The 13,653-nt window shown below is 60.9% G+C and carries 13 protein-coding genes; 6 read left to right on the top strand and 7 right to left on the bottom strand.

Annotation, left to right across the window (positions count from 1 at the left end):
* Positions 1–24: 24 nt before the first annotated feature.
* Together RS9916_RS10465 and RS9916_RS10460 are read right to left on the bottom strand one after the other, a co-directional pair.
* On the bottom strand, positions 25–780 hold the full coding sequence (locus RS9916_RS10465) for a carbonic anhydrase (RefSeq protein ID WP_038023655.1): 756 nt from the start codon (positions 778–780) through the stop codon (positions 25–27).
* Positions 781–857: 77 nt separating this feature from the next.
* Positions 858–1,172 carry a hypothetical protein gene (locus RS9916_RS10460; protein ID WP_007099379.1) on the bottom strand — a complete coding sequence of 105 codons (315 nt, stop codon included), beginning with the start codon at positions 1,170–1,172 and terminating at the stop codon, positions 858–860.
* A gap of 276 nt (positions 1,173–1,448) precedes the next feature.
* On the opposite strand from RS9916_RS10460, the gene RS9916_RS10450 reads away from it, so the two are divergent.
* Positions 1,449–1,916: a nitrate reductase associated protein gene (locus RS9916_RS10450; RefSeq protein ID WP_038024515.1), complete on the top strand. Its 468-nt coding sequence runs from the start codon at positions 1,449–1,451 to the stop codon at positions 1,914–1,916.
* Here RS9916_RS10450 and RS9916_RS10445 read toward each other — a convergent pair.
* Both RS9916_RS10445 and RS9916_RS10440 read right to left on the bottom strand, forming a co-directional pair.
* The gene (locus RS9916_RS10445; protein ID WP_007099376.1) at positions 1,897–4,125 is read right to left on the bottom strand and encodes a molybdopterin oxidoreductase family protein; all 2,229 of its coding nucleotides are present in this window, start codon (positions 4,123–4,125) and stop codon (positions 1,897–1,899) included. The two genes, RS9916_RS10450 and RS9916_RS10445, sit on opposite strands and share 20 nt — an antisense overlap.
* A gap of 88 nt (positions 4,126–4,213) precedes the next feature.
* Complete coding sequence (locus RS9916_RS10440; RefSeq protein ID WP_007099375.1) at positions 4,214–5,782, bottom strand: NarK family nitrate/nitrite MFS transporter; 1,569 nt, start codon at positions 5,780–5,782, stop codon at positions 4,214–4,216.
* Between the two features lie 279 nt (positions 5,783–6,061).
* On the opposite strand from RS9916_RS10440, the gene RS9916_RS10435 reads away from it, so the two are divergent.
* The 3 genes from RS9916_RS10435 (at position 6,062) to RS9916_RS10425 (ending at position 8,282) form a co-directional block, all read left to right on the top strand.
* On the top strand, positions 6,062–6,658 hold the full coding sequence (locus tag RS9916_RS10435; protein ID WP_007099374.1) for a molybdenum cofactor guanylyltransferase: 597 nt from the start codon (positions 6,062–6,064) through the stop codon (positions 6,656–6,658).
* Positions 6,648–7,700: a GTP 3',8-cyclase MoaA gene (locus RS9916_RS10430; protein WP_007099373.1), complete on the top strand. Its 1,053-nt coding sequence runs from the start codon at positions 6,648–6,650 to the stop codon at positions 7,698–7,700. Before RS9916_RS10435 ends, RS9916_RS10430 begins: the two co-directional genes overlap by 11 nt.
* A 90-nt stretch (positions 7,701–7,790) precedes the next feature.
* Positions 7,791–8,282, top strand: coding sequence for a hypothetical protein (locus tag RS9916_RS10425; protein WP_007099372.1), 492 nt, complete (start codon positions 7,791–7,793; stop codon positions 8,280–8,282).
* On the opposite strand, the gene RS9916_RS10420 is transcribed toward RS9916_RS10425, so the two are convergent.
* The 3 genes from RS9916_RS10420 to RS9916_RS10410 are packed head-to-tail and all read right to left on the bottom strand — an operon-like array spanning position 8,270 to position 11,615.
* Positions 8,270–9,166 carry a transglutaminase family protein gene (locus RS9916_RS10420; protein ID WP_007099371.1) on the bottom strand — a complete coding sequence of 299 codons (897 nt, stop codon included), beginning with the start codon at positions 9,164–9,166 and terminating at the stop codon, positions 8,270–8,272. The two genes, RS9916_RS10425 and RS9916_RS10420, sit on opposite strands and share 13 nt — an antisense overlap.
* Entirely contained in the window at positions 9,139–10,146 is a 1,008-nt protein-coding gene (locus tag RS9916_RS10415) for an alpha-E domain-containing protein (RefSeq protein ID WP_007099370.1), read from the bottom strand. The genes RS9916_RS10420 and RS9916_RS10415 overlap by 28 nt, the downstream gene beginning before the upstream one ends.
* Positions 10,140–11,615: a circularly permuted type 2 ATP-grasp protein gene (locus tag RS9916_RS10410; protein WP_038024514.1), complete on the bottom strand. Its 1,476-nt coding sequence runs from the start codon at positions 11,613–11,615 to the stop codon at positions 10,140–10,142. The genes RS9916_RS10415 and RS9916_RS10410 overlap by 7 nt, the downstream gene beginning before the upstream one ends.
* Positions 11,616–11,932: 317 nt before the next feature.
* Between RS9916_RS10410 and RS9916_RS10405 the strand changes: the two genes are divergently transcribed.
* Complete coding sequence (locus tag RS9916_RS10405) at positions 11,933–13,363, top strand: sodium:solute symporter family protein (protein ID WP_007099367.1); 1,431 nt, start codon at positions 11,933–11,935, stop codon at positions 13,361–13,363.
* Between the two features lie 17 nt (positions 13,364–13,380).
* Positions 13,381–13,509, top strand: a complete 129-nt coding sequence (locus RS9916_RS15320) for a hypothetical protein (RefSeq protein WP_007099366.1) — start codon at positions 13,381–13,383, stop codon at positions 13,507–13,509.
* Positions 13,510–13,653: the final 144 nt, after the last annotated feature.

Below are 13,653 nucleotides of genomic sequence, written 5' to 3'. Positions count from 1 at the left end.
GACAGCTGAAATCAGCCTGGCAGATCAGAGCAGGGTGACGGTGCCTGAATGAATGTCGAAATAGCTCGCCACGATCTTGAGTTGGCGCTTGTTCACGGCCTCTGCAAGCACGGTGCTGCGTTGGCTGAGTTGCTGGGCGGTGTATCGCGCGTTGCCTTTCACGGCCGCTTCCAGGTCTTCACCTGGGGTGAGGCTGGAGCGGATCGGGGTGACCAGTTGTTCCAGCAGAGGGGTCAGAGGAGCGTCATTCCGCGCAGCGTTCACGGCGCCGCAGGCGCTGTGGCCCATCACCATGATCAGGGGTGTGTTCAGCGCAGACACCGTGAACTCCATCGAAGCGATGGCGTCATCGAATGCGGTGTTGCCTGCACTGCGGACAACGAACAGATCGGAGGGGGCTGCATCAAACACCCATTCCGGTGAGACGCGCGAATCGGCACAGCTGAGGATTCCTGCCCAGGGAGCCTGACCTGTGGAAAGAACGTCAGCAGATAGGAAACAGTCGTGTTGCCAAAGCCCTGCCATCGCTTCGGCTCTGGCCGCCATGGTGGTGGCTTTATCTTTCTGTCTCCAGGCAGCGACGAAACGTTTGTTCCCGTCCATCAGGGCGGCAAGAGGATCCTCGGGTCGGCACGACCTTGGGTTCTCGTCATCAGGTGGTGCTGAGATCCCGAAATCAGAAATCGGAGCTGCTTCGGCTTTGGCCGATTCGCCCCAGCCGGAGCTGATCAGCCCGGCTGTGGTCAAGCCACTGCCCAACAGAAAAGACCGTCGGTTCATGGCTCCCCCTCACGTCCGCAGGCTGTGCGGACGCTAGTCACCATTGGTCGTGTGGAGGAGCCTTTGACTTTGGGGATTTAGCGCTCGCCGAGGGGTGCCCAGAGGGTGGCTTCCGAGGCCACGACAGGCTTCACGCTCGCGGCAGAAGACACCGGTGCTGCAGGGTTTGGAATTTGGGTGGAGCTCACTTCAAGATCCCTTGCCCCGAGATCGGCCCAGAGGGTGGCCGGACTGGCGATCACCGGCTCAACAGACGTCACTCCAGGAGTGGCTGTCACGCCCTGGGTTCGGACGAGTTGCACGGCGAGGGAGCCCACGATGAAAGCGCCTAGAAATCCTGCGGCAACCGTGAGGGGACTACGGCCAGCACTGATGGTGGTGTTGCTGAGCACAGCTGGAACCCATAACTGAACTTTCAGTATGGGAAACCGTTGTATGAATTGCTACTGAATGGAGACCAATTGGTATCGGACTTAACAGTATTGACGGAATTGATGAACATGTTCCCTGGCTGGTCATGGGTGTCTGCCATCACCCAGCCATGGGTCATTCCCAGAAGCATTCCGAGGGAAATCGCGAATCGCACAGCGGTTTTGTGTATCACCACAAACATCGCTGGAACCGCATCTTTCTGTTGTCATCATTGACACCAAATGGCTCTGAATGGCATGGATTCGCGGAGTGATTGCTCAAGTCATTGCTTTTCGTTTGAGCAGGATTTCATTGGTAACTGGCGATGCATCCCCCTTTGCGTGCGCCGCAAATTGGATTTGGTGGGCATCAAGCTGAAGCTCAATCATTGGTTGGCCCTCGAGCAGCCGCAGCGTCAGCAACTGGTGGATTGGTCCGATGCTCCGACCGAGTGGGCAGGGTTTCGTCAGCACCTGCGTGATCTCACCGTCGGGATGGCGGATGGGATGGTCAAGGATCTGCCGCCAGCAGTGGATGCACCTTGGCAGTGCATGGATCAGGTGCCGCTGGCGATTGCCGAAGCAGCCGATCAACGCGGTGTGGTGCTCAATGCTGTGGCTTGGGCTGGTTTGTCGGAGTTGGACCGGTTTGCGTTGTGCAAACTGGCCCGGCCCGGCCATGACCACCACAACCTGGATGCGGCCTTTACTGAGCTGCTGGGCTGAACCAGCGCCGCAGTTTCACCAATTGGTTGCTCACCTGTTCAGGCGGTTTGATGGCCGAGACCGCGGGGGCTGCAATCACGGCGCAGGCTTTGAGTTCCGGTTGTTTCGAGACCGGGCAGGCCTGGTCATGCATTAGGGCATTGACTTCGCAGGCTTGGTCCTGGGTGAAGCCCCAGTGCATGGGCAAAAACACGCTGCCCTTACGAATCCTGTTGGTGATCTTCGCCCGGGCCGTGAGGTGTCCCCGCCGTGAGCTCACGGCCGTCAAGGCTCCGTCTTTGATCTGCAAGTCACTGGCATCCTCAGGATGGATCTCCAGCAGCGGTTCTGGATGCATGGTTTGCAGCCGTTTCACCTTGCCGGTGCGCGTCATCGTGTGCCATTGCCCCAGATAGCGCCCCACGGTGAGCACGAGCGGATAGGTGTCGCAGGGGGGTTCCGCTAAGCCCTGGGGCAGATCGGTGCTGAAGCGAGCTTTGCCGCTGGGTGTTGGGAACTGATGGTCGCTGTAGAGGCGCTTGGCCCCTTGGCTGGGTTCGCTGCCACGGGGGAAGGGCCATTGCTGCGGGCCCGATTCGCTCAGCAGCTCATGGCTGAGGCCCGACATGTCACACACCCGCCCCTCGGTGAGTTGGCTGAATTCGGCGTACACCTCCGCTGCTGAGTCGTAGCTGAAGTGTTGTTCGAATCCAAGACGCCGGCCCACTTCAGCGAAGACCTCCCAGTCGGGCCGACTTTGGCCATGGCGGGGTCGATAGGCCGGGCAGTAGGTGACCCTGCGCTCGGAATTGGTCATCGCTCCAGCCTTTTCGCTCCATTGCGATGCCGGTAACAGCAAATGGGCGTAGTGGGAAGTTTCCGAGTCGGCATAGGCCTCACTCACCACCACCAGGGCGCAGTTCTGCATCGCCGCCTTGACGCGGTCGAGTTCGGGCATGCTCACCAGGGGGTTCGTGGCGGCCACCCACCAGAGGTCGAGGTCACCCCGCTCCATCGCCTCCACCTGTTGCCAGGCCCCGAGCCCAGGGGTGGCAGCAATCTGACCTTGGGGGAATCCCCAGGCCTGCTCCACCTCACTGCGGTGCTGGTCATTGGTGACAATCCGGTATCCGGGCAGGAGATGGGCCAAGCCACCTGCTTCCCTGCCTCCCATCGCATTCGGTTGGCCTGTGAGGGAGAAGGGGCCGGCGCCTTCTTTGCCGATCTGGCCCGTGAGCAGGTGCAGGTTGATCAGGCCCTGCACCACGGCGGTGCCTTCCCTCCGTTGGTTCACGCCCATCGACCAAAGGCTCAACACCCGTTGTTTGCGGTGGAACAGCTCGGCCACCTCCCGCAACCGTTTCTCAGGGATGCCGCAGAAGCGGGCCACCTTGCGGGGGGTCCAGCGGGCTACCACATCGAAGAAGGGCTTGTAGTTCTCGGTGTGATCGTCGATAAAGGCCACGTCCTGGCCGTTTTCGCGCATCACCAGGTGGGCAATGCCATGCAGCAGGGCTAGATCAGTGCCCGGTGCAATCGGTAGATGAATGTCAGCGGCTTTGGCGGTGTCGGTGCGGCGCGGGTCGATCACCACGATCGTGACGCTGCCGGGGTTGCGTTTTTTGCGTTTGATCAGGCGCTGAAACAGCACCGGATGGCATTCCGCTGTGTTGGTGCCGATCAGCACCGCCACGCTGCAGTGGTCAAGGTCGTCGTAGCAGGCCGGAGGGCCATCGGAGCCGAGGCTGCGGGTGTAGCCAGCCACCGCCGAGCTCATGCAGAGGCGGGAATTGGCATCGAAATTGTTGGTGCCGAGGGCTCCTTTGAGCAGCTTTTGGGCGAGGTAATAATCCTCCGTGTGGAACTGGCCAGAGCCATACATGGCAATGGCGTCAGCCCCTTTGTTGGCCAGGGTGGTCTGGATCTGATCGGTGATGGTCTGGAGTGCTTGCTCCCAGCTCACCGGTTCAAAGTCTTGATCGAGGCTGGCGCGATACAGGGGTTGGTGCAGTCGTCCGCGGGCCAGGGTTTCTCCCACGGTGGCCCCTTTGATGCACACCTGCCCCTGGCTGGAGGGGTGGCTGCGATCGCCGCGCGCCGTCCACATCGGGTTGCCTTCTTCGTCTTTTTTGACCGCCTGGCCCGGTTGGGCTGGTGGAAGCAATTCGAGACCGCAGCCCACACCGCAGTAGGGGCACTGGCTGCGCACGCTGGGGGTGGGGGTGGTCATCGGGACTCAGAACGGAAAAACCCGGGACATTGGTCCCGGGTCGAAAACAACGCACGCGTGCGGTTCAAATGTGGGCCGTTGAATGGTTTCAGCGACCAGCAGCTGCCAATTCAGGCGAAGCATCTTCGCCTTCATGCAGATCCGCGAAGGATCCCTTCGGTTCTTTGAGGAAGAAGAAGCAGAAGAAGGCAACCACCAGACCGGCAATGCCGAGGATCTGGAAGAAGGCGCTGTTGGAGGCAGCGATCACTTCGGGAGAAGGATCTTTGCCGCCGCCCATCCACATCGGCAGCAGGCTGAAAGTGGTGAGGTAAGCCACGGCTCCAACGTTGCCGTAAGCACCCACCAGACCAGCCACCTGACCGGTGACGCGACGCTTCACCAGGGGAACCAGAGCGAAGGTGGCGCCTTCGCCGGACTGCACAAAGAAGGAGGCGAGCATGGTGATCACCACAGCCACGACGATCCCGCTGGTGCCGGAGAAGGTGCCGGGTTTGATCATGCTCATCACCAGGTAGCCGATACCCAGGCCTGCGGTGAGGAAGCCCATGGTGTTCTTTCGGCTGCCGACTTTGTCGGAAATCAGGCCGCCAGCAGGGCGGGCGACGAGGTTCACGAAGGCAAAGCAGGAGGCCAAGAGGCCAGCTGTTGCTTTGGGCAGATCGAAGGTGGTTTCGAAGAAGGTGGGAAGCATCGAGACCACGGCCAGCTCGGAGCCGAAGTTGACGATGTAGGTGAGCTCGAGGATCGCCACTTGGCGGAACTCGTAGCGGTCTTCCTTGGGATAGGTCTTGTTGCCGAGAATCAGGTCACGGTTGGTGCGGATGATGCCCCAGGTCTGGAAGGCAAACCAAATGGCAACGGCACCAAGGGCCAGGGGATAGGTGCTTGCGGTGAGGAAGCCCACCTTGGTGAGGCGCCAGCAGAGCACGCAAAGAATGGCAGCGAACGGCACATTCATCCCCAGCAGACCCCAGAAGTCGCGCATGGAGGTGACTTCCAGACCAGCGGTCTTGGCGGGCTTTTGATACACCTTGCCAGGAGGTGTATCGGTGACGCTGAAGTAATAGAAGACGCCGTAGAGGGCGGAGATGATGCCGGTCAGGGCAATGGCACCGCGCCAGTTGAGGACTTCACCTGTGGGCAGGGTTGCGCCGCCGGAGAAGGACAGGTAGCCAGCCAGCAGCACCATGGTGAGGGCGGAGAAGGCGGAGCCGAAGTTGCCCCAGCCGCCGTAGATGCCTTCAGCAAGACCGATTTCCTTCGGAGGGAACCACTCCGCCACCATGCGGATGCCGATCACGAAGCCGGCGCCCACGATGGAGAGGAGCAGACGAGCCACAACAAGCTGGTTGAAGTCCTGAGCGGACGCAAACAGCAGGCAGGGGATGACCGAGAACACCAGGATCGAGGAGTAGGTGATCCGGGGGCCGAATTTGTCCAGCAGCATGCCGATTAGCACGCGCGCAGGAATGGTGAGGGCCACGTTGCAGATGGCCACGGTGCGGATTTGACCAATTGTCAGGTCGAGATCCGCTCGCACCGTTGTGGCCAGGGGGGCCAGGTTGAACCAGACGACAAACGTCAGGAAAAAGGCGATCCAAGTGAGATGGAGGGTTCGATATCTCCCTTGGAACGACCAAAGATCGCCAAGCATGGGTTGGGAATGAAAGAGGCCTCAGGCGTCAAAAAAAGGGTGCTGAGGAGATGTTGGACGGCGCTGAACAAAGACCGTTCGCCCAGATAGTGAACGTGACGGTCGTGCCTCTTGATGGTGACTGCTGCTACGAAATGCCGAAAAAAAGTTCTTGCCAAGCATCAGCCCAGGTGATTGATGGCATCAGGATTGCTTAGCTCTTGCTGATTGGTAGTCGTTACGACTGTTTGAAGTGTTGGTGGCGAACATTTTTCGGTTTTGTCCTCTTTGGATGGGTGCATGCCGACGGGTGAGCTGAGGGCGTGCGTGCTCAGCGGTGGGGCGAGCAGGCGTATGGGGCGCGACAAGGCCTTGCTTCCCCATCCCAACGGCGGCGTGTGGCTGTCGGAGCTGGTCAACCAACTGCGCTCCTTGTCGTTGCCAGTGGTGGTGGTGAGTGGGCACAACAGCCATCAGCAGTTGCTTCAGGGCCAAGCTGGGGTGGCACTGCTGGATGAGCAGCCCGCTGGCCTGGGCCCGTTGCATGCGCTGGGGCAGTTGGTGGCAGCGGAACCCCAACAGGAGGCATGGCTGGTGGTTCCTGTCGACATGCCTCTCTTGTCTGCTGCGGTGTTTCAGCGTTTGATCCAGGTTTGGAAATTGGATCCCCATCAGGCAGCAGTGGCCGCTGATGGCCAGCGCCTGCAGCCGTTGCTGGGGATCTATCCCACCTCTGAGCTGTTCACAGCTTCCCTGCGTCAGCAACTGTCTGAGGGAAATCGACGCTGGATGCATTGGTTGGAGCGCATTCCTTATCGCCCGGTGCTGCTGGCTGCTGACCAGCTGCGCAATTTCAATGCTGTGAGTGATCTGGCAGCGTTGTCTGATGCACGCTGACGGCTCTGTTGTCGATCGCCATGCCCGGCCGTTGGGCGTCTTGCGGCTGTCGCTCACAGGGCGCTGCAATTTGGCTTGTCCCTATTGCTGCCCGGATGCTGATGAGCCAGCGGGACTGCTCAGCCTTGAAGCTCAGTTGGCTGTGGTGCAGCAGGCCTGTGCCTTGGGTGCACACACGCTGCGGCTCACCGGAGGCGAGCCTCTATTAAGTGATCGCCTTTGGCCCTTGCTGGAGGCTGTGGCTGCTGCGCGTTCGCGGCCTGACAGTCCGTTCCATGGGCTGCAGCAGGTCACGCTCACCACCAACGGGGCTTTGCTCACGTCCGAACGAGCCCGTCGGCTCAGAGCGTTGGGAGTGGACCGTCTCACCGTGAGCCTCGATGCCGTGCATCCGGATGCAGTGGCACGCATGGCTGGCCTGCAAGGGGGTGTGTCTGCCGGGGAGCGATTGCTCGGTCAGGTGCTGGCCGGTGTGGAGGCAGCTCGAGCGGCGGGCTTTGCTCCTTCGTTGGGTCAGTTGAAGCTCAACAGCGTGATTCAGCGAGGCTTGAACGACGATCAGTTGATCCCGTTGGCTGCGTTGGCCCGTGATCACGGCGTCGAGCTGCGGTTGATCGAATACATGGATGTGGGCAATCGCAATGGTTGGACGCTCGATCAGGTGGTGCCGGCCACGGACATGATCGAGCGGCTGAACGCGGAATGGCCGCTGCAGGCCGTGGGTCGGGCTCCCCACGCCACGGCCAGTCGTTGGCGCTACCGCGATGGGCGAGGTGTGGTGGGTGTGATTGCCTCCATCACCGAGCCGTTCTGTGGGGATTGCAACCGGTTGCGCATCACGGCGGATGGCCAGGCATTCACCTGTTTGTTTGCCTCGAAGGGGGTGAACCTTCAGCGTTGGTTGATGCCACGTGTGGATGGTGATGGTTTGCGCGATGCCCTGACGGCTTTATGGCTTCGACGCGATGACCGTTTCAGTGAGCGTCGTGCGCAGCTGGGGAGCGCTGCTCCCCATGCGGAGATGGCGTACTTGGGTGGGTGACCCATTGGCGCAAGGGTGTTGGTTGTCACGGTTTGGCTGGGTTGCTTTCGGTACAACCGGCTGAGAGAGCGGCGCTGATCGCATCCATCGATGTTTGAACTGCTGGCCTACGAACGGTTCCGTGACACGCCTTCGGTGCGTTTCTTCGACGTCACCGTCGAGTCCTCGAACGCCCGCGACCTGGTGATTCATTCCGGCCCAGCCGTGAGTCCTCCCAATGATGGGGAGACGGGGGCCTGGCAGTTTTATCTGCATCCCCATCAGGAGGACAACCTCCTGGCTGCCAGTGGAGGACGCACGTTTTATCTGGTGAATCTGGCCTGGGAGGTGCCCTTTCACATCGTGCGGCTTGAAAGCGGCGGCGACATCCTGCGCATCCCTCCCGGCACCTTTCACCGCTCCATCTCTGATCCGGAGGGATCGGTGGTGCTCAATCAAGCGGTGCGTGCTGCGGGAGTGTCCCTGCTGCGGGAATTCCGGGTCTACAACAGCGCCCGGATTCCAGCGCTGATGGCAGCCACGGTGGCGGGTGCACCGAAGCCTCTTCTGCATGGCATGACGCCAGCGCTTCAGGCCGCCTGAAGCGTCTGCTTCGGGGCGCTGGTGTTCGCTGGTTCTTCGTCCACGCTGATGCTCCAGCTCAGATCACTGGAGGTGTTGGCAGGTCCGCTGAAGCTGCCACTCACTGCTGCGGTGAGTTCAGGTTTCGAAGAGGTGGCCAGCACGACATAGCGCTCATTTACTTCACTGCCGGCGCTGGGATCGAAACCCCGCCAGCCGGCGCCGGGGAGATAGACCTCCGCCCAGGCATGCAGGTCGTACTGCTCAGGGGCCGGGTCGAGCAGTTGATAGCCGCTCACAAAGCGGGCTGGAAGTCCGACAACGCGGCAGCAGGTCACCATCAGCATGGCCAGGTCCCGACAGGAGCCGATGCGTTCCCGCAAGGTGCGTCCAGCAGGCCAGGCCGGCCCCGCATGGCGTTGGGTGTACTTGACGCGGTCTTGAATCAGTTCGATCAGTTGGTTGAGGAAAGCGAGTGTCTGTTGGTTGCTCCCCATCAGCGCTTCCTGGGTGAGGTCGATGGCGGAGGGTTCGTGTTGTCCGTTCGGGAGCCATCCCTCCAGTGCCCCGAGCAGATCCTGGTTCAACTGGCCGCGGGGATAGGGCAGCGGGGGCTCCATGCCGTTGAAGCAGCTGTCGAGTGGTGGGGCTGGCCGCGTTTCCACGCGGCTGTTGGCTTCGAAGCAGAGTTGATCAGTGCTGCCCAGGAAACCCAGTCGCAGGATTTCATCGCCACTGGCGGCCAGCAGCTCCCGCCGTTGGCAGGGTTCAGGAAGCACCGAGAGGGAGTGATCGAGCAGACGCTGGAAACCGTGTCCCCTTGGTTTAAGGCAGAGGCGATGCTCCCCCAGGGTGATCGGGGCGTCGTAGCAGTAGGTCAGGCGGTGAACGATGTGGGCACGCATGGAGAAGCAAGAGGGGAGTCGTGTGGCGTGTCCGGCAGATTGCTGGTGGTGAAGTAGCGCGCCTGGATCAGGTCGTGAAGTTGGTTGAGATCACGCTGCAGTTGGTCGATTGCCTCATGCAGCCCGGTGTCGATCAAGGCATCGATGCGCACGTAGCTCCAACGCGAGAGCAGTTGTCCCCGCAGGCAGTCGAGGTCATCCGGGGCGGCTTGGACCGGTTGGGTCTGAATCTGTTGCAGGGTGTCGCTAATGCCTTGCAGGCAGAAGCGCACCGATCGCGGGAAGACCGGATCGAGCAGCAGAAAATTGGCCACCGATGCCGGGGTGATCGCCTGCTGCATGTTCTGGCGATACATCTGATAGGCCCCTGCCGTGCGCAGCAGGGTGATCCATTGCAGTTCATCCAGCACGCCTCCCACTTCCTCAGGGGAGGGGAGCAGCAGGAAGTACTTCACGTCGAGGATGCGTGAGGTTTTGTCGGCTCGCTCCATCAACCGTCCCAGCTGACTGAACAGCCAGCTGAGGTCGCGGCTGAGGCTGGAATCAGTGATCCCATAAAAGATTTGGCATCCCTGGCGAATGCTGCGCAGTTGTTCTTGCACCGGTTCCGTCCAGATTGCTTCGTCTTCCTGCAGACTCCAGTGCAGATCATTGATTTGTTCCCACATCTCTGTGGTGATCACATCGCGGATCTGGCGTGCGTTTTCGCGGGCCATGGCGATGCAGCTCACGATGCTGTTGGGATTCTCCAGGTCGTGCAGCAAGAAGCGGATCACATCGGCGGGGCGTCCCGCTGGATAGGCCTGATCGAAGCGGCTGCGATCGCCGGTGGCTTCCACCAGTGGCAGCCATGGTTCGGCGCTACCTGGGGGACAATCAAGGGCCATGGCTTCACTGACCTCAAGGAAGCGGGCGATGTGTTCGGCCCGCTCCAGGTAGCGATGGATCCAATAAAGAGAATCGGCGACCCGGCTCAGCACGGCACCACCTCCCGGGCTGGTTCGCTCACCACCTGCTGGTCGTCCACGATCCAGGTGTCTTTACAGCCGCCCCCCTGGGAGGAGTTCACCACCAGCGATCCGCGCTCCAGTGCGACTCGCGTCAGTCCCCCTGGGCTGACCCAATTTTGTTTCCCTCGCAGCACGTAGGGCCGTAGATCCACATGGCAGGGATAGAGCTCCCCGTTACTGAGGGAGGGCACAGTGGACAGCTGCAGCGTGGGTTGGGCGATGAAGTTGCGGGGGTTGGCGCGGATTTTGGAGTCGAAATCGACCAGCTCGGTGCGGCTGGCTTGGGGCCCGATCAGCATTCCGTAGCCACCGGCTTCGGCCACCGACTTCACCACCAGCTCTTCGAGGTGATCGAGGACGAACTGGCGGTCGTTGTCGCGAGCACACAGGTAGGTGGGCACGTTCTCGATGATCGGCTCCGCATCGAGGTAGTAGCGGATCATCGCCGGCACGTGGGCGTAGATCAGCTTGTCGTCGGCCACGCCGGTGCCTGGTGCATTCGCGATCGCCACCCGCCCTTGGCGCAACACCTCCATCAGTCCAGCGACGCCGAGCATGGAATCTCTGCGGAACACGTTGGGGTCGAGGAAGTCATCGTCGATCCGTCGGTAGATCACATCCACAGCGCTGTGTCCGTTGGTGTTGCGCAGCCACACGCGCCCGTCCTCACAGAACAGATCCCGCCCTTCCACCAAGGGAATGCCCATTTGTTGGGCTAGGTAGCTGTGTTCGAAGTAGGCGCTGTTGAACACGCCCGGGGTGAGCAGCACCACCCGAGGTGCGTCGCTCCAGGGGGCCATGTCCTGCAGTGTGCGCAGCAGATGGGAGGGGTAGTCATCGATCGGTTGCACGGCCCGCCCTGCGAACAGGCTCGGGAACAGCTGCTTCATCACGCGGCGGTTTTCGAGGAAATAGGCCACGCCGGAAGGACAGCGCAGGTTGTCTTCGAGAACGCGCCAGGTGCCTTCTCCATCACGGATCAGGTCGAGGCCTGACACCTGGCACCAGCGGTTCAGGGGCACCTGGACTCCCTGCATCTCCTGGCGCCAACCGGAGGAACTTTCCACGTCTTCCCTTGGGATCACACCGTCGTTGATGATTTGCTGTGGCCCGTAGATGTCGGCCAAAAAGCAGTCGATTGCCTCCAACCGTTGGATCAGGCCTTGCTCCAGGCGTTGCCACTCGTGACCGCCGATTAAGCGTGGAAGGGGATCAAAAGGAAGGATGCGTTCACGGCCGTTGCCGTCGCTGTCGTTGAGCCGAAACGTGGCCCCATGCCGTCTCAGGAGATGGCTCGCTGCCGCGTGGTTGCGGATGAGCTCGTTCAGGCCGATCTGTCCGAGTGATGAGAGCAGAGGCTCCAGTGCTGCTCTCGGTGCGGCATCAGTGCGGCAGAAATATTCGTCGTAGCCAGCTGACGGTTTGTATTCGGTAAACATCCAAGGCACCGATATCGGATGCATCCAATCGGTCGACGGATCCCGCTCCTGGTCACCCTTGCTACACATTCCGCAATTTGGGCGACATCGCTGTTCACCACAGATGTTTTGGTATCTGTAGACACCAGCTTGTTGGCCCGAGTGTTTGGGGGGAGGGCTCGCATTTGCTTAGGTATTTGCCAGTCCCCGAGTCAGGTTTTCAGTGAGTGAACTGATGTGGGCCCGCTTGATCTTTGCCGTCGGGGCAGTGGTGACAGCGGCAACCGTGGTGATGATCGTGCGCGGTCATCTGTACTGGCAGCGGCGGGATTCAAGCGATGTCGGCTAGCGCAGCACCGTTTCTTCATCCCGGGGTCGCCTGGGCCTTGGTGGTTCTGTTCTCTGTGCTTTGGGTCGCCCTGGGTGTGGCCTGGGGCCGTCGAGGCAAAGGCGATGCCGACGAGTACATGCTGGCTGGCCGCAATATCGGCTTGGCTCTCAGCACCGCCACATTGATGGCCTCCTGGGTCACTGGGAACACCACGCTTCTGGCGCCGGAATTTGGCTACAAAACTGGTCTTTGGGGCATGTTCAGCTATGCCCTGGCCGGGCTTGGCCTGATTCTCTTCGCCCCCCTGGCGTCGCGGATCAAGCAGTTGATGCCCAACGGGCGCACCAGCGGCGACTTCATCCGCTTGCGCTACGGGCGTCTGGCTTGGTGGGTGTTCATGCTGATCACCGCGGTCTACACCCTGGGCTTTCTGATGACCCAGGCGATGGGTGCTGGTCTGCTGCTGCAGGCCCTTTCAGGCTTCAACTACCACGTGGGAATGGTGGTGGTGATTGGTGTCGCCACCGTCTACACCTTGTTTGGAGGGATGCGGGCCGTGATCGGCACCGATTTCATTCAGTCGCTGTTGATCATGGTGTTGCTGGCGGTGGTGGCGGTGCTCGCCTTCCGTCAATTCCCGATGCCTGAGGTGCATGCCTCCTTGCTGGCCCGGCATCCCGATCGGCTTGATCTGCTGCTGCCGGCGGGCTTGTTGATCGCCTGGAATTCCGCCCTGTTTTCGATGGGCGAGGTGTTTCACAACAACATCTGGTGGTCCCGTGTCTTCGCCAGTCGGCGTTCAGTGGTGATGACCTCTTTCGTGTTGGGCGGAATTGCCTGGATGAGCGTGCCGATGGTGACGGGCTCCATCGGCTTGGTGGCCTTGGCCCGTGAGCTGCCTCTCGATCAGGTGAACATGGTCTTCCCCGTGATGGCAGCTGATTTGCTCGGGGCGGGCGGTGCGGCTCTGGTGTTTGTGGTGGTGTTTGCCTCGCTCACCTCCACCCTGGATTCGCTGCTGGCATCCACTGCCGATCTGCTGGCGGAGGACGTGTACTTCCGTCTGTTGCGGCCTCAGGCCAGTGACCTACAGCTGAAGCAGGCGGCGCGGCTGATGGTGGTTGGGTTGGCGGTTGTCACCCTGGTGCTGTCATGGCCGCGGCTTGATTCGCTGGCGTCGGTGCTGTTCTTCACTGGAGCCCTAGTGGCCTCCACGGTCTGGCCTGTGGCGTGCGGCCTGTACTGGCGCACGGCCAACCGCAAGGCTGCCATTGCGGCCATGCTCGCCGGCAGCGTTGTGGGCCTGCTCGCCTATGTGCTGATCGCGCCCTACTGCGCCGCTGTGTTTTCGGCGGCCGTGTCGGCGGTCGTGATGCTGATCGGCAGTCGCATATGGCCGGAACGGTTTGACTTCACCTTGTTGCAGGAGGAGGGATGATCCAAACACTCCCTTTAATGGCCAGCCTTGTCGGTCTGTCTGGCTTTCAGTTTTTGCTGTTAGCCAGTCAGTTTGCCCTGGTGCTGTCGGTGCTCGTCCTGCTGCTGATCTGGTGGGTGGAGTGGCGCAATGGACGCATTTGGTGATAGAGGCATGGATGAGTAACGAGCTGAACATTCTTCCCGGATCTTTGCTTAAGAAGCTGCTTCTTCGTGGACGGAGGAGTGTGGTTGTTGTTACCGGTAAAAGATGTAGTTCCTGGCTTTAGCACTCGGTTTGGCAAACAGAGT

The organism is Synechococcus sp. RS9916, assembly GCF_000153825.1.
Taxonomy (GTDB): Bacteria; Cyanobacteriota; Cyanobacteriia; order PCC-6307; family Cyanobiaceae; genus Synechococcus_C.
The sequence above is the reverse complement of the archived record's forward strand: the minus strand, read 5'-3'. Positions and strand labels throughout refer to the sequence as shown.

Coding starts and splice junctions, on each gene's coding strand:
- RS9916_RS10465 (WP_038023655.1), bottom strand. CDS start 780: ATGAACCGACGGTCTTTTCTGTTGGGCAGTGGCTTGACCACAGCCGGG.
- RS9916_RS10450 (WP_038024515.1), top strand. CDS start 1,449: ATGGATTCGCGGAGTGATTGCTCAAGTCATTGCTTTTCGTTTGAGCAG.
- RS9916_RS10445 (WP_007099376.1), bottom strand. CDS start 4,125: ATGACCACCCCCACCCCCAGCGTGCGCAGCCAGTGCCCCTACTGCGGT.
- RS9916_RS10440 (WP_007099375.1), bottom strand. CDS start 5,782: ATGCTTGGCGATCTTTGGTCGTTCCAAGGGAGATATCGAACCCTCCAT.
- RS9916_RS10435 (WP_007099374.1), top strand. CDS start 6,062: ATGCCGACGGGTGAGCTGAGGGCGTGCGTGCTCAGCGGTGGGGCGAGC.
- RS9916_RS10430 (WP_007099373.1), top strand. CDS start 6,648: ATGCACGCTGACGGCTCTGTTGTCGATCGCCATGCCCGGCCGTTGGGC.
- RS9916_RS10425 (WP_007099372.1), top strand. CDS start 7,791: ATGTTTGAACTGCTGGCCTACGAACGGTTCCGTGACACGCCTTCGGTG.
- RS9916_RS10420 (WP_007099371.1), bottom strand. CDS start 9,166: ATGCGTGCCCACATCGTTCACCGCCTGACCTACTGCTACGACGCCCCG.
- RS9916_RS10410 (WP_038024514.1), bottom strand. CDS start 11,615: ATGTTTACCGAATACAAACCGTCAGCTGGCTACGACGAATATTTCTGC.
- RS9916_RS10405 (WP_007099367.1), top strand. CDS start 11,933: ATGTCGGCTAGCGCAGCACCGTTTCTTCATCCCGGGGTCGCCTGGGCC.
- RS9916_RS15320 (WP_007099366.1), top strand. CDS start 13,381: ATGGCCAGCCTTGTCGGTCTGTCTGGCTTTCAGTTTTTGCTGTTAGCC.